Raw genomic sequence first — 25,572 nt, 5'->3', positions numbered from 1 at the left:
GTGAAGGCACCATCGCAATCGCAGCTCGATCCTGCTATCAAAGCAAGATTGAAACGAGACGAGAACGGTTTATTTGCCGCGGTTATTCAGCAGTTTGATACCCGGGAAGTCCTCATGGTCGGGTGGATGAACGACGAGGCTTTGCATCGTACAATGACGGAGGGGCGGGTTACGTTCTGGTCTCGCTCTAGGGGCGAGTACTGGCGCAAGGGAGACACCTCTGGGCATTTCCAGTTTGTAAAGCGGGTTAGTCTCGATTGCGATGGCGATGCCCTCCTGGTGGAGGTCGATCAAGTGGGCGCCGCGTGCCATACGGGTAAGCGATCATGCTTCCTTGAGGGAGGCACCTTACCGGCCATCCAGGGTTAGAACTCACGTTTAAGCAAGAGCGGGCAGGGCTTCGGTCCTGTCCGCTTTTGTAGTCAAGTCGGTGTCTGCTAGGTGAACGGATTTGGTGATCGGCGCCACGGTTTGCGACACTCTTGGTGGGAAGGAGGAGACCATGAGCGTCCTGAACTCTGTGCTTGCGGATGTGCGGGCAGAGCTTGCCCATCGCGAGCAGCGCGTCAGTTTGGATGAGATGAAGCGCCGCGCCTTGAAAGCCCCGTCGCCACGTGATGCTCTTGGTGCCCTCAAAGGTCCTGGCGCGGTAACGATTATGGCGGAGATCAAGCGTCGCAATTTACGCGATGGTTATATTGCTCCGATCCCGGATGCTGGTGCATTGGCGCGCCAGTACGTTGATGGGGGAGCAACCATGGTTGCTTGCGTCACAGAGAACCGTCATTTCGATGGTTCGTTGGCAGATTTGCAGGCTGTAAGGCGCGCTATTGACCTGCCAATACTGCGCAAAGATTACATTATTTCGCCGTATCAGATTCACGAATCTCGGGCCTACGGTGCCGACATGGTGCTCCTTTTCGCGGCTCTATTGGATCAGCCTCATTTGCGAGGATTCATAGAACGCATCGAGTCTTTGGGAATGTCTGCCCTGGTGGAAGTAGATTCGCGGGTTGAGGCGGTACGGGCCCTGGATGCGGGTGCGAAGGCGATTGGTGTCAATGCGCGCAATCTGCACAATCTGAAGATTGACCGCTCGAATTTTGATGAGATCGTTGATGTGATCCCCTCCGATGTGATCGCGGTTGCTCAGTCTGGCGTTCGTGATCCGCGGGATGTGTTCGTGTATGCGAGGGCAGGAGCAGATTCGGTCCTGGTTGGAAAGTCTTTAGTTTCAGCTAGTGACCCGCGCGCTTTGGTGGCCGAAATGGTTTCGGCAGCTCAACACCCGGCGCTACTTGCAGATCGCAAAAAGCGCATTCAGCAGGGAATTCACGAGCGTCAGGCCCTGCTTTACCAAGCGCACTGAGTTTCTCAACTACGTATCGCAGTAGGTTCTGGATAAACTTGTATCCATGAGTGTTATTTCCCTGCTCCCGGTTTCAATACCATCACCGCCTCAGGGCGTTTGGTATTTGGGGCCGGTTCCTCTTCGTGCGTATGGAATTATTATCGCCTGCGCAATGGTGGTAGCGGTTTTGCTAACCAAGAAGCGTTACGAGGAACGCGGTGGGAATCCAGAACTGGTTTACGACGTGGCCCTATGGGCAATCCCGTTTGGGATTGTGGGTGCTCGGCTGTACCACGTGATTACTTCGCCGTACAAGTATTTTGGTCCTAACGGACAGTGGCTTGAGATCTTCCGAATTTGGGAAGGCGGAATAGCGATCATGGGCGCCGTTATTGGCGGCGTGATCGGTTCTGCAATTGCTCTTCATCGCGCGGGCCAGCGTATGGGACCGTTTGCGGATGCGGTGGCGCCTACGTTACTTATTGCTCAGGCAATGGGGCGGTTCGGTAACTGGTTTAACCAGGAGCTATTCGGCAAAGCTACGACGCTGCCGTGGGGTTTGGAGATTGACGATCGGCATCTGCCCGCTGGGTATGCGTCTGGCACGTTGTTCCACCCGACTTTCTTGTACGAGGTTATCTGGAACCTCTCGATGGCCTTCGTCATTATTGCCCTTGATAAAAGGTTTAAGTTTAAGGGCGGTCAGCTGATCTTCCTGTATATGAGCCTGTACGCGATTGGCAGATTCTGGATTGAGAATCTTCGGATTGATCCCGCGAAGATTTTCTTAGGTATGCGTTTGAATGCCTGGTCGGCACTCGTAATCATTATTATTGGGATTGTTGGATTCTTAATAGCGGGTAAACGGGGAGCATCGACTCGCGTGGAAGCTCCCGAACGCACTGAGGAGAACGTAGAGTAGTTATATGCGTAGAGCTAAGATTGTTTGCACTATTGGCCCGGCAACAGAGAGTCCTGATCAGATTCAAGCCTTGGTAGATGCCGGCATGGATGTGGCTCGTATTAACAGGAGCCATGGCGATGTAGAGGGCCACGAAGCAGTTATTAAGCATGTGAGGAAGGCTGCGCGCGCTTCAGGCCGTGCGATCGCCGTGCTGGTTGACTTGCAGGGCCCGAAGATCCGTTTGGGACGTTTTGAGGATGGCCCGCACTACTTGAACGTGGGTGATACTTTCACCATCACCACCCGCGACGTGCCGGGAACCAAGGAATTGGTGTCAACCACGTTTGCAGGACTTCCAGGTGACTGCCGCCCCGGTGATCGTCTGTTGATTGACGACGGCAACGTGGCGGTTCGTGTTATTGAGGTAACTGATACTGACGTGAAGACTCGCGTTGAGGTTCCCGGTAATGTTTCGAACAACAAGGGCATTAACCTTCCGGGTGTGGCTGTTTCGGTGCCCGCACTGACGGAAAAGGATGAGGAAGATCTTCGCTGGGCGCTTAACATTGGTGCCGATTTTATTGCCCTGTCGTTTGTGCGTGACGCCAAGGACATTAACGATGTTCACGCGGTCATGGAAGAGGTTGGTATTTACCGCCCGGTAATTGCCAAGATTGAGAAGCCGCAGGCCGTTGAGCATCTGCTTGAGATCGTGGAAGCATTTGACGGCATCATGGTCGCCCGTGGCGACTTGGGCGTTGAGGTGCCGCTCGAGACGGTCCCGCTGGTACAAAAGCGTGCGATTGAGCTTGCTCGCCGCCGCGCGAAGCCGGCTATTGTTGCAACCCAGGTGATGGATTCAATGATTAAGAATCCGAGGCCAACGCGTGCTGAGGCATCTGACTGTGCTAACGCGATTTTGGACGGGGCTGACGCGGTAATGCTTTCTGGTGAGACGTCGATTGGCGCCTACCCGATTGAGGCCGTTCGCACAATGGACCGCATTATTGAAAACGTTGAGGAGAACGGCGGTGAGCGTATTGCTCCGATCGGCGCGTTTAACGTTGCGAACTCTTCGGTCTTGACCCAGGCAGCTGCGCAGATTGGTGAGCGTTTGGATGTTAAGTTCCTCGTGAACTTCACCCAGTCGGGTTCAACAGCGCGGCAGATGTCGCGTTTGCGTTCGCCGATCCCGATGCTGGCGTTCACCCCGCTTGAAACCACGCGTAACCAGTTGGCCCTGTCCTGGGGTATTCAAACTTATCGTGTACCGGAAGTGAAGCATACGGATGACATGGTGTGGCAGGTCGACCAGGTCCTGCGGCTTTCGCAGTTGGCTGACGTGGGCGACGTGCTGGTGATCGTGGCTGGTATGCCGCCGGGCACCCCGGGTTCTACTAACTCGCTTCGTATCCATACGATTGGCGATGACGTCGATTATTCGATTGGTGGCGGAATCTAGTCCAGTTCGCATTCGAATATTAATGCCGGGGTTGCTACTTGCAGCCCCGGCATTAATATGATTTACTATATTATTCGCCGTAATTGGTTAAGGCGTTGTAGCGCACTTGCTACAGGCCGGTTTCTCCGGTTTCCCAGACGCCTAGCGGATGAAGCATTTCAGTTTTGTGGGGCTGGATTACCTGCGCTGCCGTTGCGCATATCCGGCCGGATAGTAGGAAGGAGATAGCTATGCAGATGTTTAGCATTTACGACATGCACACAAGCCGTCAGGCCCGCAACCTTAGCGAGATGAACATTGCAGAGGCTGTGCGCCCATGGTTTAAGGATGTCGATTCGATGCAGGTAAGGCGCGCTATTGACGCGTTGGCCGTACCGGCAACGCGTAAGCAGGCAGCTGATTACCTTGGCATCAGTCTTGTCCAGGTTGCATGAGGGAAGACAGCGCCTATTAGAACATCTGGTTCTGTAGGTGTTTTCACGGGAGCTTGATAGATTATGAAGAGCTATCAAGCTCCCATTTTCTCTATATGACTGCGCATCTGATGAGGATCAGAAATTAAAAAGTACCCCGGGTGGGATTCGAACCCACAACATGCCGATTTTGAGTCGACCGCCTCTGCCAGTTGGGCCACCGGGGCATTGTTACCGTTTGAACGGAACCAAGGTCTAGAATAGCCATAGTTTTAAGTTGGACCAAAATTTAGGAATGTTATGAGTGACACTGAACGTAAAACGCGCAGGGTTGTTGTCGCTGAAGACGAAGCTCTAATCCGCTTGGATATTGTTGAAACCCTTAAAGGTGCTGGATACGACGTAGTTGCTGAGGTAGATAATGGCGAGGATGCAGTTGCGAAGGCGCTTGAACTAGAACCTGATCTTTGCGTGTTTGATGTGAAGATGCCGAAGATGGACGGCATTACCGCAGCGGAGCGCATTTTGAAGGAGCTCTCTTGCGCCGTGGTCATGCTGACCGCATTTTCGCAGGCTGAGCTTGTTGAGCGCGCACGTGATGCAGGAGCGATGGCATACGTTGTTAAACCGTTCTCGCCTACGGATCTACTTCCCGCTGTGGAGATCGCCGTTTCGAGGCAGGCTGAGATGCTCGCCATGGAAGATGAGATTGCCGATCTGACCGAGCGTTTCGAAACGCGTAAGGTTGTTGACCGCGCTAAGGGATTGCTCATGGAGCGCATGGGGATGACGGAGCCGGAGGCATTCCGCTGGATTCAAAAGACGTCTATGGATAGGCGCCTTTCTATGCGCGAAGTTGCTGACGCGGTTGTAGATCAGGTGGGAGAGTAGCCTTCACGGTTTCTTAATGATCTGGTTTGAGATCAGGGCGGTGGATATTAATCTGCCGCCCTCATCCGTTATATCCACCCGGTGTACGCAGCGAGTGCGCCCTAAATGGATCGCAGTGGCCACGGCGGTAACGTAGCCGGCTTTAGCGGGTCGAATATGTTGGATGGATAGTTCCACGCCAACGGCACTGAAATCATCGCCAATAGTGCGGGCATGTTCACGTGAAGCTAAGGAGCCTGCAGTTTCTGCTAAGGCAGCACTCGCGCCCCCGTGCAGTACACCCGCTGTTTGCCTGTTGCCATCTACCGGCATGCGAATCACGCAGTTTGTAGACGAGAGCTTGATAACTTCCATCTCGGTGCGAGCCATGAGGGTCTGCTTATCGAAGTGAGGCACCGTCGTTCCTTTCTTAAATAACTAGTTCTCACCTTACGTTCCTCCTGGCTTGCACGTGTACCGAGGGGTGTAATAGGCGTTCGGTTATGTCTTGCCAACAGCGTAGGTGCTGTGAATTGTGCCCCTCTGCTCTAGGCTTGAAGGCGTGAGTGAAAAACGACTTCTAGTACTAGATGGCCATTCGATGGCGTTTCGCGCGTTCTACGCGCTTCCCGTGGAATCTTTCATTACGAGCACGGGGCAGCACACTAACGCGGTCTACGGTTTCGTTTCGATGCTTGTGAAGATGCTTGCCGACTACGAACCAACGCACGTGTTGGCAGCTTTTGATGCCGCTGAGAAGTCTTTCCGCTCCGATGAATATCCCGAATATAAGGCGGGGCGTGCGAAGACGCCGGATGAGTTTAAGAGCCAGGTTCCGCTCATTCAAGAGGTGCTTAAGAAGCTAGACATCCCCGTGGTTGTGAAAGAGGGCGTAGAAGCCGATGACGTCCTCGCAACGGTTTCTTCAATGGCAGAAGAAGCGGGCATGGAGACGTATTTGGCATCTGGAGACCGCGATACCTTCCAGTTGGTCACCGATTCTACGTTCGTGATTTATCCGGGACGTTCAATGTCTGACTTGAGATTGATGGATCCGCAGGCGGTGACGGATCGGTACGGCGTAGTGCCGGCGCAGTATCCGGAGATTGCCGCGCTGGTGGGGGAGTCGGCTGACAACCTGTCGGGCGTTCCCGGTGTGGGTGATAAGACGGCAGCACAGTGGTTGAAGAAGTTCGGCGGCCTTGATCAGCTGATCAAGAATGCGGACAAGGTCGGCGGTAAGCGCGGCGAGGCGCTACGCGAGCACTTAGAAGATGTGCGTCGTAATCGCCGCCTAAATGCACTGCTTCGTGACGTCGATTTGGCAGTGGAGCTTTCGGATTTAGAACGTAAGCCGTTTGACCGCAATGGGGTTGAGGAGCTCTTCGATTCCCTTGAGTTCGCAACGCTTCGCTCCCGAGTTTTTGCTGTAGATGTAGCTGATCAGGACAAGGCTCCCACACCATCGGCAAGTGAGGCCGTGCAGGTTGAAACATCAACGTATCCGCAGGTTGGAATCGAAGCGTGGGCACAACCGGTAGAGGAGGGTGACCTCTTGGCGGTGCTGCCGGCGCTGGCTGGTAGCGATATCGAAGTGTTTGTGCTGTACACCCCTGGAAGGGCGTTGGTTGTAGATCCAGTTGATCTTGATGAGGCCGCTGCGAATGAACTCCAAGCTTTGTTTAGCAAGGCACGCGTGATTACTCACGAGGCAAAAAAGTGGCGTCACCTGTTTGGCCAGCGAGGTATTGACTTTGGAAATATTTGGTTTGAGGCTGAGCTAGCCGCCTATCTTTTGCGCCCCGACCAGCGAGGCTATGAGCTGCCGGCTCTAGCGCGACGATATTTGGACCGCACTGTTGCGGCCGAAGAGTCTGACGGGCAGTTGTCTTTGCTCACCGATCATTCGCAGAAAGTGATCCTTGCGCAAGCTCTGTACGATTTGGAACCGCCAATGAGGGCAGAGCTGAACAAGCAGGACGCGTGGGAGCTATTCCAGCAAATGGAGCTACCGGTGCAAAACGTGTTGTGGAAGATGGAACACGTGGGCATTGGTGTGGACATGGACACTTTGCGGGCGATGTCAGATGAGCTTGACAGCATGGTGGGCCGCGCCGCCGATGCCGCTTACGAGGTGATTGGACACGAGGTGAACCTGTCCAGTCCAAAGCAACTGCAAACGGTACTGTTTGACGAATTGGATATGCCCAAGACCAAGAAGACTAAAACGGGATACACCACAAACGCGGATGCTCTTGAAAAGCTGTTCTTGCAAACGGAGCATCCCTTCCTTGCACACCTGCTGGAGCACCGCGACAAGATTAAGCTGCGCCAAACGGTTGACGGCCTGATCGGTTCGGTGAGGTCCGATGGGCGCATTCACACCACATTCGAGCAGACGAAGGCCGCCACGGGCCGTCTGTCCTCAACCCAGCCGAACTTGCAAAACATTCCGGCCCGTACGGAAGAGGGACTGCGGATTCGCGAGGCATTTGTTCCGGCGGATGGTTTCGACGCCCTTCTCACTGCAGATTATTCACAGATCGAGATGCGCATCATGGCGCACATGTCTGAAGACGCGGCATTGATCGAGGCTTTCAACTCGGGTGAGGATCTGCACAAGACCATGGCCGCCATGGTGTTCCACGTGCCCGTTGATGAGGTCGATTCGAATCTGCGTAGCCGAATCAAGGCAACTTCCTACGGCTTAGCTTATGGCCTATCCTCCTATGGCCTGTCCCAGCAACTCGGCATCAGCGTTGCCGAGGCCGGAGAGCTACGCGATAAGTACTTCGAACGTTTTGGGGGAGTACAGGATTTCCTCGCAGGGTTGGTGGAGAACGCTCGCAAGGTGGGGTATACCACCACTCTGTTTGGGAGGCGTCGCTACCTACCGGACCTCACTTCGACTAACCGCCAGCGAAGAGAGATGGCCGAGCGCGCTGCGCTCAACGCGCCAATTCAAGGATCTGCAGCTGACATCATCAAGGTTGCGATGATTCATCTTGATAGTGCCCTAGCCGAATCGGGTTTGAGTTCACGCGTGCTACTACAGGTGCATGACGAACTTGTGCTTGAGATTAAGAACAGTGAGAAGGACGAGATTCAAAAGCTCGTGAAGCATGCGATGTCTAACGCGGTTGCCTTGGATGTGCCCCTGGACGTGTCTATGGGTATTGGCGATAACTGGCGCAGTGCCGGCCATTAGTCCCAAAAATGTGGCGCGAATGAGCGTTTGGCCCAAAATGCGACCAAACTCTCACGCCCAGAGTCTCGAATTTATTACGTGTGGGCCAGAGCTTCACTGATAGCATTGCCTTTGGTGCTCTTTGTGGTTACAGTTTGAAACTGTGCGCATAGGCGCCAAATTGTCCATATTCACTACTATTTATCCGTATTCGGGGATTTAAACTTTATGACCAACTCAACCCCGCAGCCCGAGCAGGTTGCAGTCAACGATATTGGATCCGAACAGGATCTACTCGCCGCTATCGACGAGACCATCAAGTACTTCAAGGAAGGCGACATTGTCGAAGGCTCTGTCGTCAAGGTTGACCGCGATGAAGTCCTGCTAGATATCGGTTACAAGACCGAGGGCGTTATTCTTTCGCGCGAATTGTCGATCAAGCACGACGTCGATCCTGACGACGTTGTAGAGGTTGGCGACAAGATTGAGGCTCTTGTTCTTCAGATGGAAGACAAGGAAGGCCGTTTGCTTCTGTCGAAGAAGCGTGCCCAGTACGAGCGTGCCTGGGGCACGATCGAGAAGGTCAAGGAAGAAGATGGCGTCGTAAACGGTACCGTCATCGAGGTCGTCAAGGGCGGCCTCATCCTCGACATCGGTTTGCGTGGCTTCCTACCGGCCTCCCTCGTGGAGATGCGTCGCGTTCGCGACCTGCAGCCGTACATTGGTCGCGAGCTTGAAGCTAAGATCATTGAGCTGGACAAGAACCGAAACAACGTTGTTCTTTCCCGCCGCGCTTGGCTAGAGCAGACCCAGTCTGAGGTTCGCACCAACTTCCTCAACACCCTCCAGAAGGGCCAGGTTCGTTCCGGCGTTGTTTCCTCGATCGTTAACTTCGGTGCGTTCGTTGATCTTGGCGGTGTAGACGGTCTCGTCCACGTTTCTGAGCTGTCTTGGAAGCACATTGATCACCCGTCCGAGGTTGTTGAAGTTGGCGACGAGGTCACCGTTGAGGTTCTCGACGTCGATATGAACCGCGAGCGTGTTTCGCTTTCGCTCAAGGCCACCCAGGAAGATCCGTGGCAGGCATTTGCCCGCATCCACGCTATCGGTCAGGTTGTGCCGGGCAAGGTCACCAAGCTCGTTCCGTTCGGCGCGTTTGTCCGCGTTGAGGATGGCATTGAGGGCCTCGTTCACATTTCTGAGCTTGCGCAGCGTCACATCGACGCTCCTGAGCAGGTCGCAAAGGTGGGCGATGAGGTCTTCGTTAAGATCATCGACATCGATCTTGAGCGCCGCCGCATCTCGCTGTCGCTGAAGCAGGCTAACGAAGGCGTGGACCCGAACTCTTCGGACTTCGATCCGTCGCTGTACGGTATGGCCGCTGAGTACGATGAGAACGGCAACTACAAGTACCCTGAGGGCTTCGATCCGGAGACCCAGGAGTGGATGGAAGGCTACGACGAGCAGCGCGTTGCTTGGGAGTCTCAGTACGCTGAGGCTCACGCTCGTTGGGAGTCCCACAAGGCTCAGGTTGCTCGTGCGATGGAAGAGGACGCCGAGGCTGCTCCGAAGATTGAGGAGCAGGCATCCTACTCGACCCCGGTTGAGTCGGAAGGCACCCTTGCTTCTGATGAGGCACTCGCAGCGCTTCGCGAGAAGCTAACGAACAACTAATAGTCTCGTTGCCGTTAGGCGCTTGAACTAGACGTTCAGGAGGTGGCCGAGTGGGAAACCACTCGGCCACCTCTTTGTTGCGAGTTATAGTCAAACTGTTCAATCCTGTTTTGGCATGTAAAGCTGCTTGGAACTGGGAGGTCTGTATGGCTTGGGAAGAGATCCAGCGCGGGGGAGCGCACGCTCTTATCAAAGTGCCAGTATTGAAGTCTGTCTCAGTTCCCAGCGCTCACCCACGTGTTGCCCGTCCGCTTTGGATCGGACTTACGGGTGGTATTGGGGCAGGTAAGTCTGCAGTCACGAACGTTTGGCGCGAAATGGGCGCAACGATTGCTGATGGCGACGTGATCGCTCGCGAGATCGCCGGGCCGGATACGGATGCTCTGGCGCACATCATTCAGCGTTTCGGATCCGAGGTTGCTCCGGGCGGCGTGTTAAACAGGGCAAGCCTAGCTAGCATTGTTTTTAACGATGAGAAGGCCCTTGCAGATCTGAATGAGATAACCCACCCACGCATCCGCACGCGCGCATTAGAGATCTTAGAGGCGGCGCCAAATGACGGCCTTGCGGTGTATGACGCGGCTGTTTTGATAGAGGCGAATATGACGCACATGGTTGATGCGGTTGCAGTCGTTGTGGCTGATGAGCAGCACCGTGTAGCTCGTTTGACGGGTATGCGAGGAATGGACGAGCAGGACGCCAGGCGGCGGATTGTGAACCAGATGAGCGATGCCCAGCGGTGCAAACATGCCAGCATCATCATAGAAAACGAGGGGTCATTGGCAGATCTCGATTTCGTGGCCCGCGAGCTCTACCAAATGCTTACTGCAGGCCGTGAAGCTTAGACTAGAAGACATGGAAAACCAGACTGTTGTTCGCCAAGAAGCGCCTTTCGAGGTTGTCTCTGAGTTCTCCCCGTCGGGTGACCAGCCGACGGCTATCAAGGAGCTGGCAGAACGGATCAACGCTGGTGAAAAAGACATCGTCTTGCTCGGCGCCACGGGTACCGGTAAGTCTGCTACAGCCGCGTGGCTGATTGAGCAGATTCAGCGCCCCACGCTGGTGATGGCACCAAATAAGACGCTCGCCGCGCAGCTCGCCGCAGAACTACGCAGTTTGCTACCCAACAATGCGGTTGAGTACTTCGTGTCCTACTACGACTACTACCAGCCGGAAGCGTACGTGCCCCAAACCGACACGTACATCGAAAAAGACTCATCGATTAATGATGAGGTCGAGCGGCTACGCCACTCAGCAACGAACTCTTTGCTTACTAGGCGCGACACGGTTGTCGTAGCATCGGTTTCATGCATATATGGCTTGGGTACGCCTGAAGAATATGTTGCGCGCATGGTAGAACTGCGCGTTGGCATGGAGGTCTCGCGAGATGACCTTTTGCGCGCATTTGTGAACATGCAGTATTCGCGCAATGACATGGCGTTTACGCGCGGCACTTTTCGCGTGCGGGGTGACACTATTGAGATCATTCCCGTTTATGAAGAGCTTGCGATTCGCATTGAGATGTTTGGGGACGAGATTGACGCCCTAGCGTACCTGCACCCGCTTACCGGTGATCTGATTCGCGAAACGGATCACGTGTACCTGTTCCCAGCCTCGCACTACGTTGCTGGTGAGGAACGCATGAAGCGCGCCCTTAAAACCATTGAAGAGGAACTTGATGAGCGCGTTCGGTGGTTTGAAGGACAGAACAAGCTTCTTGAGGCTCAAAGGTTGCGTATGCGCACAACGTACGACCTGGAAATGATGCGCGAGATTGGCACGTGCGCGGGCATTGAGAACTACTCGCGTCATATTGATGGGCGCGGGCCGGGCACGCCGCCGCATACGCTGCTGGATTATTTCCCGGATGATTTTGTGCTGATTATCGACGAGTCGCATGTGACTGTGCCGCAGATTGGTGCCATGTACGAGGGGGATATGTCCCGTAAGCGCACACTGGTTGACCACGGCTTCCGTCTGCCCTCGGCAATGGATAACCGACCGCTTAAGTGGGATGAGTTTCTCGAGCGGATCGGCCAAACGGTGTACATGTCTGCAACCCCTGGACCCTATGAGCTATCCCAAGCTTCGGGTGTGGTGGAGCAGATCATTCGCCCCACCGGCCTCGTGGATCCGAAAATCGTTATTAAACCAACGGAGGGGCAGATTGATGACCTGCTTGGTGAGGTCAATGCGCGCGTGGAGCGGGGCGAGCGCGTGCTTGTTACGACTTTGACCAAGCGTATGGCTGAAGACCTGACGGATTACATGTCGGTTCGCGGTGTACGCGTGGAATACCTACATTCGGATGTGGATACGCTTCGCCGTGTAGAGCTTTTGCGCGAACTACGCCAAGGCAAGTTTGACGTGCTGGTCGGTATTAACCTTTTGCGTGAGGGCTTGGATCTTCCCGAGGTTTCACTGGTTGCGATTTTGGATGCAGACAAGGAAGGCTTCTTGCGTTCTACCACCTCGCTTATTCAGACGATTGGGCGTGCTGCCCGAAACGTTGCCGGTGAGGTCCACATGTACGCCGACAACATTACAGATTCTATGAAACGCGCAATTGATGAGACGGAACGACGTCGCGAGAAGCAGATTGCTTACAACCAGGAACACGGCATTGATCCGCAGCCACTGCGCAAAAAGATCCAGGATGTCACCGATATGCTTGCGCGTGAGGACATTGATACCGAAGAACTATTGGAGGGCGGCTACCGTAAGGCGGTTGCGGATTCACGTCGAGCAGGTGAGGTGAATCTGTCGGCGAGAGCTCGTTTGGCAGCTGCCGCTGAGGACGATCTGGCCGGTCTGATTGATGAGCTGACTAAGCAGATGCACCTGGCTGCTGAGGAACTCCAGTTTGAAGTTGCTGCTCGACTGCGCGATGAGCTGAAGGACCTTAAGCAGGAGCTTCGCCATATGCGCGATGCAAACTAGCCGGTGAGAAGAACCACTGCAGGCATCTCGGCGCAGTGAGCGATTTTGGATAGAATGGCCTTGTCGAGGGGGAGTACTCCCAGAATCACAGCATCGTCAGCACGGTGAAAACCCGGTGTTGTGGCCACTAAGGTGGTGGAGAAGACCTTCGGATAAGCCCTGTTTGGACTACCGAAAGTTTTCAATTGCACGTTCATGCTCTTGGCTGGATCATGCTGGCCATTATTATCCTTGCCTTGATTATCATCGATATTGTCGGGCACGTCCGCACCCCGCATGAGCCCACACTTAAAGAAGCGGCGGTCTGGTCGGTTGCCTACGTCCTTCTTGGCGTAGTTTTTGGGTTTGTAGTCTGGTTCTTCTGGGATTTGCAGTATGCCGGCGAGTATTGGGCCGGTTACATCACTGAAAAGTCGCTGTCTTTGGACAATCTGTTCGTGTTTGTGCTGATCATTTCGGCATTCCGAGTGCCGCGCAAGTACCAACAGAAGGTTCTCCTTTACGGCATTGTGATGGCCCTGGTCTTGCGGCTGGTCTTCATTTTGATCGGTGCTGCGATTATCGAAAAGTTCGCGTGGGTCTTCTACATTTTCGGTATTTGGTTGTTGTACACGGCCTACTCGCAGGTGCGCGAAGGAATCCAGGGGGACGAGGAAGAGGACGAGTACAAGGAGCCTGGATTCGTGCGTTTGGTGCGCAAGGTGTTCCCAGTTACCGATGGGTTCCTTTCGGATAAGATGCTTCACCGCCACGCGGGACGCACTTATCTGACGCCGATGCTTCTGGTCATCATTGCTCTTGGGTCTACGGACATCATGTTTGCGTTCGACTCGATTCCCGCTATCTTTGGTCTTACTAAAGAGCCGTACTTAGTTTTCGCTGCGAACGCGTTCTCGCTACTCGGATTGCGCCAGCTGTACTTCTTGATCGATGGCCTGCTTGAGCGTCTGGTTTACTTGCACTTTGGTCTCGCTGCGATTTTGGGATTCATTGGCGTGAAGCTGGTTTTGCACGCTCTGCACGAGAACAATCTGCCGTTCATCAACTCGGGTATGCCGTTTAACGTTCCCGAAATCGGTATTCCTGCCTCGCTCGGATTTATTGGCGGCACCCTGCTCATAACGGTGGTGGCATCAATGTTGAAGACCCGTGCGGATAATCGTGCGGACTCTTAACTCGCACCCTAAAACTAATGTCGAGGCAATAATCAGGGTTCGCCATTAGGATTTAACCGTGAGTGAAACAGCCGCGACCAAAGACCGCTACCTGGGCCATGTGGGAGTCAGCACGCAAGATGTTGCCCGGGCTAAGCAACTAGGCAAAACCAACTGGGTTGAGAGCACTACTTCCCGGCCAATCAAGGTCATCATTAAGTCCAACCTTTTCACGCTGTTCAACGCGATTTTAACTACGGCCGTAGTGGTTGTATTGCTGGTTGGCAACTGGCGTGACGCGGTGTTTGGCATTGTGATGGTATCCAACGCGGTGATTGGTATTTACTCAGAGATCCGCGCAAAGTACGTGCTGGATAGTTTGGCAATATTGGAGTCCCCAAGGTCTTGGGTGATCCGCGAGGGTAGACAGGTCCAGGTTCCATCGGCAGAGCTGATTTTGGGTGACCTGGTGCTCCTGCGCTCCGGTGATCAGGTTCCAACTGACGGTACCGTTCTGGAAAGCTACGGCTTGCGTGTGGATGAGTCAATGCTGACGGGGGAGTCGGTGCCCGTACGTAAGCGTGATGGCGATTCAGTACTTTCAGGTACAGCTGTGGTTGCGGGCGAGGGTTTGTTTGAGACCTTGAAGGTAGGTGAGGATTCCTACGCGAATCGGCTCACTAAAGAGGCTAAGCAGTTCAAGAAGGTTAAGTCTGAGATCGGGCAGAGCATCAACACGATTTTGAAGTGGATTTCGTGGGTGATCCTTCCGGTTGTGCTACTGCTGGTGGCCTCGCAGTTGCGTTCCGACGAGGGTACTACCTGGCAACACGCGGTGGTGCTCGCCGTTGCGGGTGTGGTGGGCATGATCCCGCAAGGATTGGTACTGCTCACGTCTCTTAACTTTGCGCTTGCCGGGGCGGGTTTAGCCAAGCGTAACGTCCTGATTCAAGAACTTGGTGCGGTTGAGGTTTTAGCCCGCGTGGATCGGCTTTGCCTCGATAAGACAGGTACGATCACTACGGGAGAAATCGCGCCGCAGCAGGTGATTTGTCTGGATGAGTCGATAGAAGAGGACGCCCAAAGCGCTCTTGCGGCAATGGTTGCGGGCGGGGAGAACCAGACCGCGAAAGCCACTATGGCCGGCCTCAGCGGTGTTGAACCGGCGAAGCTAGTGCAGGATGTCCCGTTTGATTCGTCACGCAAATGGTCGGCGGCAGTCACCGACTCGGGTTCCTGGTATTTTGGTGCGCCCGATATTGTGGCAAGCCACGCGGTGAATGCGGCTCAGACTTTAGAGCAGGTTTCGACCTTCGCAAAGCAGGGTGCCCGCGTTGTTTGCCTAGCCCATTCCCCTTTGGATCATATTGATGAGGATAATCCCAGCCTGCCTAAGCAGTTGCAGGCTGTTTTGATCGTAGTTCTGGCAGAGCAGATTAGAGGGGATGCTGCGGAAACGATCTCTTATTTCTTACGCCAAGGTGTTCAGATCAAGGTGATTTCGGGTGACAACCCCAGCACGGTAGCTGCGATCGCTAACCGCGTGGGTGTAAGACGCGGCGAGCCGGTTAAGGTCTTGGACGCGCGCGATTTGCCGCAGGCCGAGGAGGACTTTGTCGAGGCAGTCAATGAGTTTGACGTGTTTGGACGCGTGACTCCAGAAACTAAACGCAAGATGGTAAAAGCATTGCAATCACGTGGACATACGGTTGCCATGACGGGTGACGGGGTGAACGATGTCCTCGCGTTAAAGGATGCGGACCTCGGCATTGCGATGGGTTCAGGAACGCCCGCAACGAGAGCAGTAGCAAAGCTTGTCCTCGTGGACGGTAAATTCTCGAAGTTGCCTCGCGTTGTCGCTGAAGGTCGCCGCATAATTGCGAACATGGAGCGTGTCTCTGCCCTGTTCCTCACCAAAACGGCGATGTCGGCCTTGCTTGCGGTACTGGTCGCGATTTTTGCGTGGCGGTACCCGTTCTTGCCTCGTCACTTGACGATCATTTCGAGTTTAACAATAGGCATTCCTGCGTTCTTCTTGTCATTAACGCCGAATTACCGCAGGTATCGGCCTGGCTTCCTCGAGCGCACACTTCATATCGCGATACCCTCGGGGATAGTTCTGGCAGTTACAGCGCTGGTAGCGCAGAGGTTCTACGCAGCACAGTCACTAGAGGTTGGGTCTACTGTGGCCACGTTGGCCGTGCTCATGGCAGCACTCTACTTGCTGTCTGTGATGTCCCGTCCCATCGTTGCGTACAGAGCGGTTATCCTGTTCGCAATGCTTAGCGCTGGTGTGGCAATAGTACTTATTGAACCTGTGCGTACGTTCTTTGCCCTCACATGGCCCACGCCAACCCAGTGGCTGGGTGTCCTGGTGTTAGCGGCGGTGTGCTCATTCCTGATTGAGTTGGTATTCCGGAACTACTCACGCAAGTTCGGTGATCTTACGCGCATTGTCGGCGACATATACGAGTAGTAAGCGAGCGGTATCCGCTAGTTACCAGGTGTTCTCGTCCGTCTGCTCGGTGCTTGCAGCCAGGCGCTTCGCGATGACTGCGGCGGCCATGAGCTGTAGCTGGTGGAAGACGATGACGGGAACGGTCACGGCCGCCACAATGTGGGGTGGGAAGATGATCGCAGCCATGGGCAGGCCGGTTGCCAGGGATTTTTTCGATCCGCACATGAGTAGGGCGATGTTATCGCCGCGGTTCATCTTGAGCAGGTGACCAGCCTTCCATGAGGCCGTCATCATGATTGCAAGCAAAATGCCAGATGCGATGACGAGGCCAATGGCATCGCTCCAGGTGAGCGTGCTCCACAGGCCCCGAGCTGTAGCGCCGGCAACGGAGGAAGCAACGACGATGAGGATGGTGCCACGGTCAACGGTTTTTGTCAGCCACTTGTTGGCTCGTACAACGCTGCCGAGTTTGGGTTGAAGTAGCTGCCCGATGATGAATGGGATGAGTAGTTTGACGAGGACATCTGCGATTGATCCCCAGCCCACCCCGGTGGATGCGCCCATGATGATCATGACGAGGATGGGAGTGAGTGCCATGCCGAGGATGTTTGAGATGGTGGCGGCACAGACGGCACCGGCTACGTTGCCTCCGGCGATGGAGGTAAACGAGATTGAGCTTTGCACCGTTGAAGGCAGGAGCGTTAGATACAGCAGGCCAAGGGCAAAGGTGGCGCCAAGCCAGGGCCGAAATAGGGGTTCGGTTAAAGCTCCTAGAATCGGGAAGACAAGGAAGGTGGAGGCAAGCACACTGGCTTGTAGTTTCAGGTTCTTTAGGCCTTCAATGATCTCACTGGTGCGAAGCCGCATGCCGTAGACGAGGAATAGGATCATGACGGCTACGGTGCCCATAATGGTGAGGACATCAATCCATTGCGCGGGAATCGGAACGAGGATGCCGATAACTAAGATGGCAAGGATACTGACGATAAACGGATCAAGGTAGCGCAGTAAGACCTTCACGCAATGATGGTACGCCATTGGAGCACATTCGCAGTATCGTGGGAATATGACGACACTTAGCTATGACGTTTCTGGACCGGCCGACGCGCCGGTCATTTTCCTCGGATCTTCACTGGGATCAGACCGCAATATGTGGAATGAGGTTGTGCCCGGACTCGGCGAGTACCGTGTGGTTCGCTTCGATTTCCCCGGCCATGGCCGCTCGCAAGTACCGCAGATTCAGGGGGAGTTAACTCCCGCAATACTGGGGGATTGGATCCTGGAGGTTGCAGACGAGCTCCACGTGGATCGCTTCCACATTGCGGGGCTTTCGCTAGGCGGAATGATGTCGCTTTGGATGGCGATTAATCATACCCGGCGGATCCAGAGCGTGGTCATGATGTGCTCTGGCCCGGTCCTGCTGCCTTCTAGCGCTTGGACAGAGCGTGCTGGCGTGGTTCGCGAGCAGGGGACGAAGGCTCTGGTGGAGGCCACGCTCCAACGCTGGTTCACATCCTCGTTCTACGAGGAGAATGGGCCGGGCGTGCAGCGAACCCGGAAGACCTTCTTGGATTGCGCCGATGAGGGGTACGCCCAGTGCTGTGAGGTAATTGCGAATATGGATAATCGCTCTGGCCTTGGTGGGTTGGAACAGCCGATTACGGTTGTGCGCGCAGAGTTTGACGCTACGTTGCCGGAGGATGCGGCGCTGGAGCTGGTTGCTTCACCTCGTGAGGGTGGCAACGAGCAGGTGAACTTGGCGTGCGTTGAGGGCGCGGCTCATCTGGCGGCTGTAGAACAGCCCGAGCAGGTATTGCAAGCCGTCCTCGCGCATTTGAATAAGTACGCCTAACGCGCGGCTACAAGGCCTTAGGATAATAAGAAGTGCGGGGTGTGGTGACAACCAACCCCGCACTTCGCGTTTGTCTCTACGGATTTGAGATGGGGAAGTCTGAGACGTTAGAGAAGCGTTCAGCCAGATCACCAATGGTTGGCTTCCACTCTCGAACGATGATGTTAGTTACGAGGCCGTGCTCAAAGAACGGGTCTTTTTCGAGAAGGTCGCGGGCCTCTTGGGCGGTTTCAGTACGCATGATTAGAAGTGCGCCTGCGTGGCTGGCCTCGCGTAGGTGGCCAGAGGTGAATAGCTTGCCCTGCCTGTGCAACTTGCGAAGGTATTCGCGGTGCGCAGCGCGCCAGTTGTCGATCAGAGCGAGGAGTTGCGGCTCATATTCATAAATTACGGCGTATGTGTGCATGGCTACATTATCTCTCGGTGTCGAGACTTTTTCAGCTGGACAAGCCGCAAATGTCACATTTTTGAATGATGGAAGCGGGAGCGCGCCCGCCGGAGGTGTAAGCAGCCGGTTAGTTTTGCTGTAATCGAACAAATGTGCGCTTTTAGTCTGGGGTATTTAGGGTAGAGGTGTGAATGATTCGCTAATTGTCCGCGGTGCGCGCCAGCATAATTTGAAAAGTGTTGACCTGGATCTGCCCAGGGGTTCGATGATCGTTTTTACGGGCTTGTCAGGTTCGGGTAAGTCATCGCTGGCTTTCGACACGATTTTCGCGGAGGGACAGCGCCGCTACGTGGAGTCGCTGTCTTCGTACGCGCGCCAGTTTCTGGGCCAGATGGATAAGCCGGACGTAGATTTCATTGAGGGCCTGTCTCCCGCGGTTTCCATTGACCAGAAGTCAACGTCGCGCAACCCGCGTTCAACGGTTGGTACGATCACGGAGATTCACGACTATTTGCGTCTGTTGTACGCCCGAGCGGGTGTGCAACATTGCCCACAGTGTATGGCTGAGATTACAGCCCAAACTCCGCAGCAGATCGTGGACTCGGTATTGGAGCTTCCCGAGCGCACGCGGTTTCTGGTCCTCGCTCCGCTGGTTAGAGGACGGAAGGGCGAATATCAGGATCTGTTTGATGAGATGCGCCAAAAAGGCTTTGCGCGAGTTCGCGTAGATGGTGAGCAGCTTCGCCTCGATCAAGATATCCAGCTGGATAAGAATCTAAAGCACACCATCGACGTTGTAGTGGACCGTCTGGTGATTAAAGATGGGCTCCGCCAGCGCCTCACGGATTCGGTTGAGACCGCCCTGGAGCTGGCAAACGGCATCGTGGTGATCGAGCGAATCGATTTGAACGATGACGACCCGCACCGCTCGCGCCGTTATTCAGAGGCCCGGGCGTGCCCGAATGGTCACCCGTTGATGCTCGAGGAGATTGAGCCACGCACCTTCTCATTTAACGCTCCTTACGGTGCGTGCCCGGAGTGCTCTGGTATTGGTTCGAAGCTGGAAGTGGATCCGGATCTGCTGGTGCCAGATGAGGACGTTTCGCTAAAAGATGGCGCGATTGCCGTCTGGACGGCTAACAACAAGTACCACGCGAACCTGCTGAAAGCATTGGCTAAGCAGCTCGATTTTTCGATGACTACGCCGTGGAAGGATTTGCCAAAGAAGATCCAAAAGGCGGTTCTGTACGGCAATGACTACGAGGTGCACGTTCGGTACAAGAACCGGTGGGGAAGACAACGTTCTTACACCACTGGGTTTGAAGGCGCAGTTAACTACATTGAGCGCAAGCGTTCAGAAACGGAGTCAGAGAACCAGCTGGAGCGCCTGGATTCATTTATGAGGGAGGTGCCCTGCCCGGTTTGTGAAGGGGCACGTCTTAAGCCTGAGGTTCTGGCCGTCACGATTGGTGATCTGTCGATCGCTGCGCTTTCAAATCTGTCGATCTTGGAAGCTCGCGACTTCTTGAAGAATGTACACCTACAGGGCAGGGCTAAGCAGATTGCAGCCCCGGTGCTGACCGAGATTTTGGTGCGCCTAAACTTCTTGGTGGATGTTGGGTTGAACTATTTGACGCTCTCACGCTCCGCGGGCACACTTTCGGGAGGTGAAGCGCAGCGCATCAGGCTGGCCACGCAGATCGGCTCGGGCCTGGTAGGCGTACTGTACGTGCTTGATGAGCCCTCCATTGGCTTGCACCAGCGCGACAATAGGCGCCTTATTGACACGTTGATTCGCCTGCGCGACCTCGGAAATACTCTGATTGTTGTCGAGCATGATGAAGAAACAATGGAGGCCGCTGATTGGATTGTTGATATCGGGCCAGGCGCCGGCGAGTACGGTGGCCAGATCGTTCACTCTGGCACTTTGAAGGAACTGAAGGCGAACAAGAAGTCAATTACGGGAGACTATCTCTCGGGGCGTAAGTCGATCGCTACGCCGAAAGAACGACGCGCTGTTGATCCGCAACGCATGTTGACGGTGCGAGGAGCGGTGGAGAACAACCTCCAAAACCTGACGGTTGATTTTCCTCTCGGGCTTTTTGTGGCGGTAACGGGTGTTTCGGGCTCGGGTAAGTCCACTTTGGTCAATACGATTTTGTACCGTTCCCTAGCCTCGAAACTGAACCGCGCGCAGATTGTGCCGGGCCGTCACCGCACTATTTCGGGTGTGGAGGAGCTCGACAAGGTCGTGCACGTAGATCAATCGCCAATTGGGCGAACGCCGCGTTCAAACCCGGCCACGTACACGGGTGTGTGGGATCACGTGCGGACGCTATTTGCTGAGACACAGGAGTCGAAGGTGCGCGGCTACAAGCCGGGCCGATTCTCATTTAACGTTAAGGGAGGGCGCTGTGAGTCCTGTAAGGGCGATGGCACCATCAAGATTGAGATGAACTTCCTTCCCGACGTGTACGTGCCCTGCGAAGTCTGTGGCGGTAAACGCTATAACCGCGAGACCTTGGAAATCGAGTACAAGGGCAAGACTGTTTCAGACATTTTGGACATGCCCATTTCAGAGGGTGCGAAGTTTTTTGAGCACATCCCGCGGATAGCGCGGCATTTGAACACGCTAGTTGAGGTAGGTCTGGGGTATGTGCGCCTGGGCCAGTCCGCAACCACACTCTCGGGTGGGGAAGCGCAGCGCGTTAAGTTGGCTGCGGAGCTGCAGAAGCGTTCGCGTGGCCGCACGGTGTACGTTTTGGATGAGCCCACCACGGGTCTTCACAGTGAGGACATCCGCAAGTTGCTCCTCGTATTGCAGGGCCTGGTTGATAAAGGCAATACGGTGATTGTCATTGAGCACAATCTGGACGTGATTAAGTCTGCTGATTGGGTTATCGATATGGGGCCTGAGGGAGGCTCTGGTGGCGGCAAGGTGATAGCGCAGGGAACCCCGGAGCAGGTCTCTGAGGTAAAGGGCTCTTTCACCGGCCAATATTTGGCGAAGATCCTCGCTAAATAGCGTTGTTCCTCTCCAAATATCGCGCCCTCTAATCTGATACCGCTTCGTCTAAGCGTGGCTTGCAATCCGCGACGTTTAGATTTGGTGAACCGGTCGCACAGAGATGACTTCAACTGTGGCGTCCTCAGTTGTTTCGAGGGCGAGTCGCACGGCTTTTGCAATCGACTCGGGGCGCACGTGATCGCTCGGATTGTAGTCACGGCCGGCCTGCTCTTGAATTTCCACCTGCATGTCGGTATCTACCCGGCCCGGATGCACAGAACTGACGCGAACCGCGGCCCGCTCTTCTTCGCGGAGCGCGTCCGTCATGGCTCGAAGCGCGAATTTGGACGCGGAGTACAGGCCACCACCCGCCTTTGAATTGAAGCCGGAGCCAGAGTTGATGGCAACCACCTGGCCGCGCGCATTGCGCAGTGCCGGTAGCAGGTACTTCACTAGACTCGCCTGGGCTATAACGTTCACGTTTAGGATCGTCTCCCAGTCTTCGCGCGTGGCTTCGGCAATAGTTTTACCCATGGAGATGCCGGCACTCAACACTAGTGCATCGAGCTTGTCGATCTTGGCGCATGCTTCGCGCACGGCCTCCTCGTCGGTAATGTCAACCGCCCAGGGTTGTGCGGATTCGAGGGCGGAAGCTACGCTCCCGGTTGCGTCCGAGCGTCCGCCCACAAGAACGTGCCAATCCTTGGAGAGGCCTTCGCAAATGGCGCGCCCAATCCCGCGGCTACCGCCGGTTACAAGTACGGTTTTTCTGCTCATATTTCAAGCCTAGGGGATCATCTGAGGCCCGGCTCGACTTGGCGTAGAGAGCTTCGATCTCATGGGCAAAATCTCGCGCGACCTCGGCTCGCTTCAGTTTCATAGAGGGCGTGAGGTAGCCATTGTCAACGGTGAACTCCGCGTTGATGATGCGGAACTTGCGGATCGATTCGGCTTTGGAAACCGACTTGTTAGCTCGAGCGATTGCTTTGTCTAGTGATGCGATGACGCGCGGATGCTGGGCCGCCTGCGTGACATCCATGTTTTCAAGACCGTGGTTGACCAGCCAGGTGGGAAGCATTTCGCGGTCAAGGGTGATAAGTGCACCAATGAAGGGCTTTTGATCGCCAACCACGATCACATGGGAGACGAGCGGGTGGGTAACCAATGATTCCTCGAGGCCCGCGGGCGCTACGTTCTTGCCGCCTGCAGTGACGATAATGTCTTTCTTCCGACCGGTAATGTAGAGGTTCCCACGCCTATCCATGTGGCCGATGTCGCCGGTGTGGAACCAGCCGTCCTCGTCGAATGCTTCGGCGCTGGCTTCTGGGTTGTTCATGTAACCGGGGGTGATGGAGACACCTTTGACGAGGATCTCGCCTTCGTCGTTGAGCGTGATGGTGTTGCCGGGCAGAACTTGGCCGACGGATCCCATGATCGGGTTGCGAGGGTCGGACAGGCTGATCGGGCCGGTGCTTTCGGATAGTCCCCAACCTTCGTAGACTGTAAGGCCCATGCCGCGGAAGAAGTGTCCGAGTGTGGGGGACAGGGGCGCTCCACCGGAGACAATGTACTTCATGTTGGGGCCGAGTAGGCGGCGAATTTTGCTGAGCACAATCCGGTCAGCCCACGTTCGTTTGCGACGTTGCGCAACGGTTGGGCCAAACGTGGTTTCCATTGCTTTGGAGTAGTCGATTGCAGCCTGGGCTGCCCAGCGGAACAGTTTGCGCTTGGTTCCCTTGCCGGCCTTAGCTTCGGCGGCGTTGTAGATCTTCTCAAGTACCCGCGGCACGAGAAGCAGCAGTGAAGGCTGGAAGCTTTCGATATCGGCAAGCAGGTTCTTAGTGTTGGGGGAGTGGCTGAACACGCCTCGCCCAGAAAGTACTGCAAGCTGAACAAAGCGAGCCAAAACATGGGCAAGGGGAAGGAATAGCAGGAAGCGCGTCTGAGTGGAGTAAAGAATGTTTGGAACCACTTGCGCGATGGCTTTGGTGGTGCCTACAAAGTTTCGATGGGTGAGGATTACGCCCTTGGGAACGCCCGTGGTGCCGGAGGTGTAGATGACCGTTGCAATGGAATCTACGTCAACTTCTGCCTGCACTGCGCGTAGCGTGTCCTCGCCAATGGAGGTGGCTGCCTCCAGGATGGTGCGGATAGCGCCGGATTCGAAGGTCATGATTCGTCCAACGGTTGGCGTGTTTGCGTGTTCGATTAGTTGGGCGCGCGCGTGGGTATCACAGATAGCGATGCGCACGTTAGAGTCTTTGCAGATCCATTCGATTTGGTTTACCGAGTCGGACTCGTAGATGGGCACCACGATCACGCCAATGGAGAGGGCCGCCAGGTCGATGAGAGTCCATTCCGGCCTCGTCGATGACATGATTGCTAGCGCATCGCCCTGTTTTAGCCCTAAGCCCAGCAGGCCGCGTGCGATGTCGTCAATTTCTGTGACGAAGCGTTTTGCCGATACCTCGTACCATCCGCCTACTTCGCGACGGCGTTCCATGACAACTTCGTTTGGTCGGCGGCTTGCGCGTTCACGCAGCGCGGTGAGGATCGTTTCGTTTTGGTCGATTGTGTATTCGGCCTTGTTGGTGTGGGTTTGCGTGATTAGGCGAGTCATCGGCGCTCCTTTGGAAACTTTTAGTTTCGTTAATGATTCCAATAGGTTTTGTAGGCGTCGAATACACAATTGTATGTTTAAGAAACCAGATGACGGCCGACGTGTTTGCTTGCGTCGATTATCCGTTTAATGCAGGCTGATAACTTTCATTTTGAGGCGGGAGGGGAACTGGAAGTGGTTTTGCGGCACACTTTGACGGTAACTCCCGTTGGTGAGCTGAGCCTGGTTGCGCAGGGTGATTTTTTGGTGGGTGTGTATTTTCCTGATCATCATCCGGCGCCCGGCGTACAGGATTTGGGTGTGTGGGTGTCACCGGCAGATAGTGTGCTGAGCGCGGCTGCGGATCAGATACACGAGTTTTTGGCAGGGGAGCGGCTGGAGTTCTCTGTCCCGCTCCGGTTACCGGATTCGGGTTTTTACACGGAGGTTTGGCGGTGCTTACAAAGGATCCCATACAGCGCTGTTTCAACTTATAAGGAAGTTGCGCAGGCCGTGGGGAGGCCGCGCTCGTATCGGGCGGTGGGCACGGCTGTGGGACATAATCCGTTGTCGATTGTTGTGCCGTGTCACCGAGTAATCGCATCGGATGGCACGCTGTCGGGTTACGCGGGTGGTGTGGAGCGTAAACGCATGCTTCTGCAGTTGGAGTACCGCGTGGCCCGCGCCCGAGGGCTGGACGCGCAAGAGCCGGACTTGTTCACACAAATGTGAATGCGATTCTGCTCGGATCTGACATGACTGACTACGAGGTTGAAGTTGCTTTTGAAGCGAATGCATAGGATACATAAGTTTTAGAAGTAGCCCACAAGGACAGGATTCTTATTCGTGTGCTTTGTAAAGTTAAGAGCCGCTCATTTGCAGGTGCATTTGAGCGGCTCTTAACTATTTGGTTGTGCGTGGTTTAGAAGCGGTTTTTCCTGCTCCGGATGGCCACTAGTAATCCACCAGTTGCTAGCAGGAACAGCGCGGCATACAGCGGATAAGCTGCGTTGAGCCCCGTTTTTGCTAGCCTTTGCTTTGCACCGGACTGTGTGGGTGTAGATCCGGTTGGCGTTGTCTGTTCCGTTTCTACTGAGGGTATCGTCTCGGATGACTCTGTTGTCTCAGATTCCGTCGGCTCAGTAGTTTCTGGCTCAGTCGGATCCGTTGGTTCCGGCTGCGGAGTAGGCTCCGTCTGATCACCGGTTGTTTCGATAGTGGTAGGAGTCGACTCCGTCTCATCACCGGTTGTTTCGGTAGTGGTAGGAACGGTCTTGTCCTTCCACACGGCCGTGATGGTCGTGTCCTCATTC

21 protein-coding genes and 1 tRNA gene are annotated in these 25,572 nt (G+C 55.0%); 15 read left to right on the top strand and 7 right to left on the bottom strand.

All coding sequences use genetic code 11. From position 1 onward, the window contains the following. The 5 genes from hisI to HMPREF2854_RS00095 all read left to right on the top strand — a co-directional run bounded on the left by hisI (position 1) and on the right by HMPREF2854_RS00095 (position 4,151). The gene (gene hisI / locus HMPREF2854_RS00115) at positions 1-369 is read left to right on the top strand and encodes a phosphoribosyl-AMP cyclohydrolase (protein WP_070617387.1); all 369 of its coding nucleotides are present in this window, start codon (positions 1-3) and stop codon (positions 367-369) included. Positions 370-502: 133 nt separating this feature from the next. Further along, a complete protein-coding gene (trpC, locus tag HMPREF2854_RS00110) occupies positions 503-1,369 on the top strand; it encodes an indole-3-glycerol phosphate synthase TrpC (RefSeq protein WP_070617384.1) in 867 nt (288 codons plus the stop codon). 46 nt (positions 1,370-1,415) lie between these two features. Further along, on the top strand, positions 1,416-2,273 hold the full coding sequence (gene lgt / locus HMPREF2854_RS00105) for a prolipoprotein diacylglyceryl transferase (protein ID WP_070617382.1): 858 nt from the start codon (positions 1,416-1,418) through the stop codon (positions 2,271-2,273). Positions 2,274-2,277: 4 nt separating this feature from the next. Beyond that, positions 2,278-3,717 carry a pyruvate kinase gene (gene pyk, locus HMPREF2854_RS00100; protein ID WP_034507801.1) on the top strand — a complete coding sequence of 480 codons (1,440 nt, stop codon included), beginning with the start codon at positions 2,278-2,280 and terminating at the stop codon, positions 3,715-3,717. Positions 3,718-3,947: 230 nt separating this feature from the next. Next, the gene (locus HMPREF2854_RS00095) at positions 3,948-4,151 is read left to right on the top strand and encodes a hypothetical protein (RefSeq protein ID WP_034507798.1); all 204 of its coding nucleotides are present in this window, start codon (positions 3,948-3,950) and stop codon (positions 4,149-4,151) included. A 132-nt stretch (positions 4,152-4,283) separates the two neighbouring features. Here the strand turns inward: HMPREF2854_RS00095 and HMPREF2854_RS00090 are convergent. Next, positions 4,284-4,357 (bottom strand) — tRNA-Leu (locus HMPREF2854_RS00090). Between the two features lie 73 nt (positions 4,358-4,430). On the opposite strand from HMPREF2854_RS00090, the gene HMPREF2854_RS00085 reads away from it, so the two are divergent. After that, positions 4,431-5,021 (top strand): ANTAR domain-containing response regulator, encoded by a 591-nt coding sequence (locus HMPREF2854_RS00085; protein WP_070617380.1) that lies wholly within the window; start codon positions 4,431-4,433, stop codon positions 5,019-5,021. A gap of 3 nt (positions 5,022-5,024) precedes the next feature. On the opposite strand, the gene HMPREF2854_RS00080 is transcribed toward HMPREF2854_RS00085, so the two are convergent. Continuing rightward, complete coding sequence (locus HMPREF2854_RS00080; RefSeq protein ID WP_083309286.1) at positions 5,025-5,417, bottom strand: PaaI family thioesterase; 393 nt, start codon at positions 5,415-5,417, stop codon at positions 5,025-5,027. Between the two features lie 145 nt (positions 5,418-5,562). Here HMPREF2854_RS00080 and polA point away from each other — a divergent pair, with 145 nt between their 5' ends. From polA to HMPREF2854_RS00045, 6 genes are all read left to right on the top strand, one after another. After that, on the top strand, positions 5,563-8,208 hold the full coding sequence (gene polA / locus HMPREF2854_RS00075) for a DNA polymerase I (protein WP_083309285.1): 2,646 nt from the start codon (positions 5,563-5,565) through the stop codon (positions 8,206-8,208). A gap of 207 nt (positions 8,209-8,415) precedes the next feature. Continuing rightward, positions 8,416-9,861, top strand: coding sequence for a 30S ribosomal protein S1 (gene rpsA / locus HMPREF2854_RS00070; RefSeq protein ID WP_070617374.1), 1,446 nt, complete (start codon positions 8,416-8,418; stop codon positions 9,859-9,861). 146 nt (positions 9,862-10,007) lie between these two features. After that, the gene (coaE, locus tag HMPREF2854_RS00065; RefSeq protein WP_083309284.1) at positions 10,008-10,706 is read left to right on the top strand and encodes a dephospho-CoA kinase; all 699 of its coding nucleotides are present in this window, start codon (positions 10,008-10,010) and stop codon (positions 10,704-10,706) included. A 10-nt stretch (positions 10,707-10,716) separates the two neighbouring features. Then, entirely contained in the window at positions 10,717-12,801 is a 2,085-nt protein-coding gene (gene uvrB / locus HMPREF2854_RS00060; protein ID WP_070617371.1) for an excinuclease ABC subunit UvrB, read from the top strand. Between the two features lie 185 nt (positions 12,802-12,986). Beyond that, positions 12,987-13,976 carry a TerC/Alx family metal homeostasis membrane protein gene (locus tag HMPREF2854_RS00050; protein WP_070617365.1) on the top strand — a complete coding sequence of 330 codons (990 nt, stop codon included), beginning with the start codon at positions 12,987-12,989 and terminating at the stop codon, positions 13,974-13,976. Positions 13,977-14,034: 58 nt separating this feature from the next. Beyond that, the gene (locus HMPREF2854_RS00045) at positions 14,035-16,431 is read left to right on the top strand and encodes a cation-translocating P-type ATPase (protein WP_070617362.1); all 2,397 of its coding nucleotides are present in this window, start codon (positions 14,035-14,037) and stop codon (positions 16,429-16,431) included. Positions 16,432-16,452: 21 nt separating this feature from the next. On the opposite strand, the gene HMPREF2854_RS00040 is transcribed toward HMPREF2854_RS00045, so the two are convergent. Next, positions 16,453-17,451 (bottom strand): bile acid:sodium symporter family protein, encoded by a 999-nt coding sequence (locus HMPREF2854_RS00040; RefSeq protein ID WP_070617349.1) that lies wholly within the window; start codon positions 17,449-17,451, stop codon positions 16,453-16,455. A 28-nt stretch (positions 17,452-17,479) separates the two neighbouring features. Here HMPREF2854_RS00040 and HMPREF2854_RS00035 point away from each other — a divergent pair, with 28 nt between their 5' ends. Next, positions 17,480-18,265: an alpha/beta fold hydrolase gene (locus HMPREF2854_RS00035; RefSeq protein ID WP_070617346.1), complete on the top strand. Its 786-nt coding sequence runs from the start codon at positions 17,480-17,482 to the stop codon at positions 18,263-18,265. Between the two features lie 76 nt (positions 18,266-18,341). Here HMPREF2854_RS00035 and HMPREF2854_RS00030 read toward each other — a convergent pair whose 3' ends face one another. Next, a complete protein-coding gene (locus tag HMPREF2854_RS00030; RefSeq protein WP_052038826.1) occupies positions 18,342-18,671 on the bottom strand; it encodes a YciI family protein in 330 nt (109 codons plus the stop codon). Between the two features lie 169 nt (positions 18,672-18,840). Here HMPREF2854_RS00030 and uvrA point away from each other — a divergent pair, with 169 nt between their 5' ends. Further along, positions 18,841-21,678, top strand: a complete 2,838-nt coding sequence (gene uvrA / locus HMPREF2854_RS00025) for an excinuclease ABC subunit UvrA (RefSeq protein ID WP_070617343.1) — start codon at positions 18,841-18,843, stop codon at positions 21,676-21,678. A 75-nt stretch (positions 21,679-21,753) separates the two neighbouring features. Here uvrA and HMPREF2854_RS00020 read toward each other — a convergent pair whose 3' ends face one another. After that, positions 21,754-22,437 (bottom strand): SDR family oxidoreductase, encoded by a 684-nt coding sequence (locus HMPREF2854_RS00020; protein WP_070617341.1) that lies wholly within the window; start codon positions 22,435-22,437, stop codon positions 21,754-21,756. Further along, positions 22,403-24,280 (bottom strand): AMP-dependent synthetase/ligase, encoded by a 1,878-nt coding sequence (locus HMPREF2854_RS00015; RefSeq protein WP_261666624.1) that lies wholly within the window; start codon positions 24,278-24,280, stop codon positions 22,403-22,405. The genes HMPREF2854_RS00020 and HMPREF2854_RS00015 overlap by 35 nt, the downstream gene beginning before the upstream one ends. A gap of 180 nt (positions 24,281-24,460) precedes the next feature. Here HMPREF2854_RS00015 and HMPREF2854_RS00010 point away from each other — a divergent pair, with 180 nt between their 5' ends. Next, positions 24,461-24,991 carry a methylated-DNA--[protein]-cysteine S-methyltransferase gene (locus HMPREF2854_RS00010; RefSeq protein WP_222563154.1) on the top strand — a complete coding sequence of 177 codons (531 nt, stop codon included), beginning with the start codon at positions 24,461-24,463 and terminating at the stop codon, positions 24,989-24,991. 190 nt (positions 24,992-25,181) lie between these two features. On the opposite strand, the gene HMPREF2854_RS08700 is transcribed toward HMPREF2854_RS00010, so the two are convergent. Further along, on the bottom strand, positions 25,182-25,572 hold a 391-nt coding region (locus tag HMPREF2854_RS08700; protein ID WP_395994404.1), incomplete at its 5' end, for a hypothetical protein.

Source organism: Actinomyces sp. HMSC075B09 (genome assembly GCF_001812395.1).
Lineage (GTDB): Bacteria > Actinomycetota > Actinomycetes > Actinomycetales > Actinomycetaceae > Gleimia > Gleimia europaea.
The sequence above is the reverse complement of the archived record's forward strand: the minus strand, read 5'-3'. Positions and strand labels throughout refer to the sequence as shown.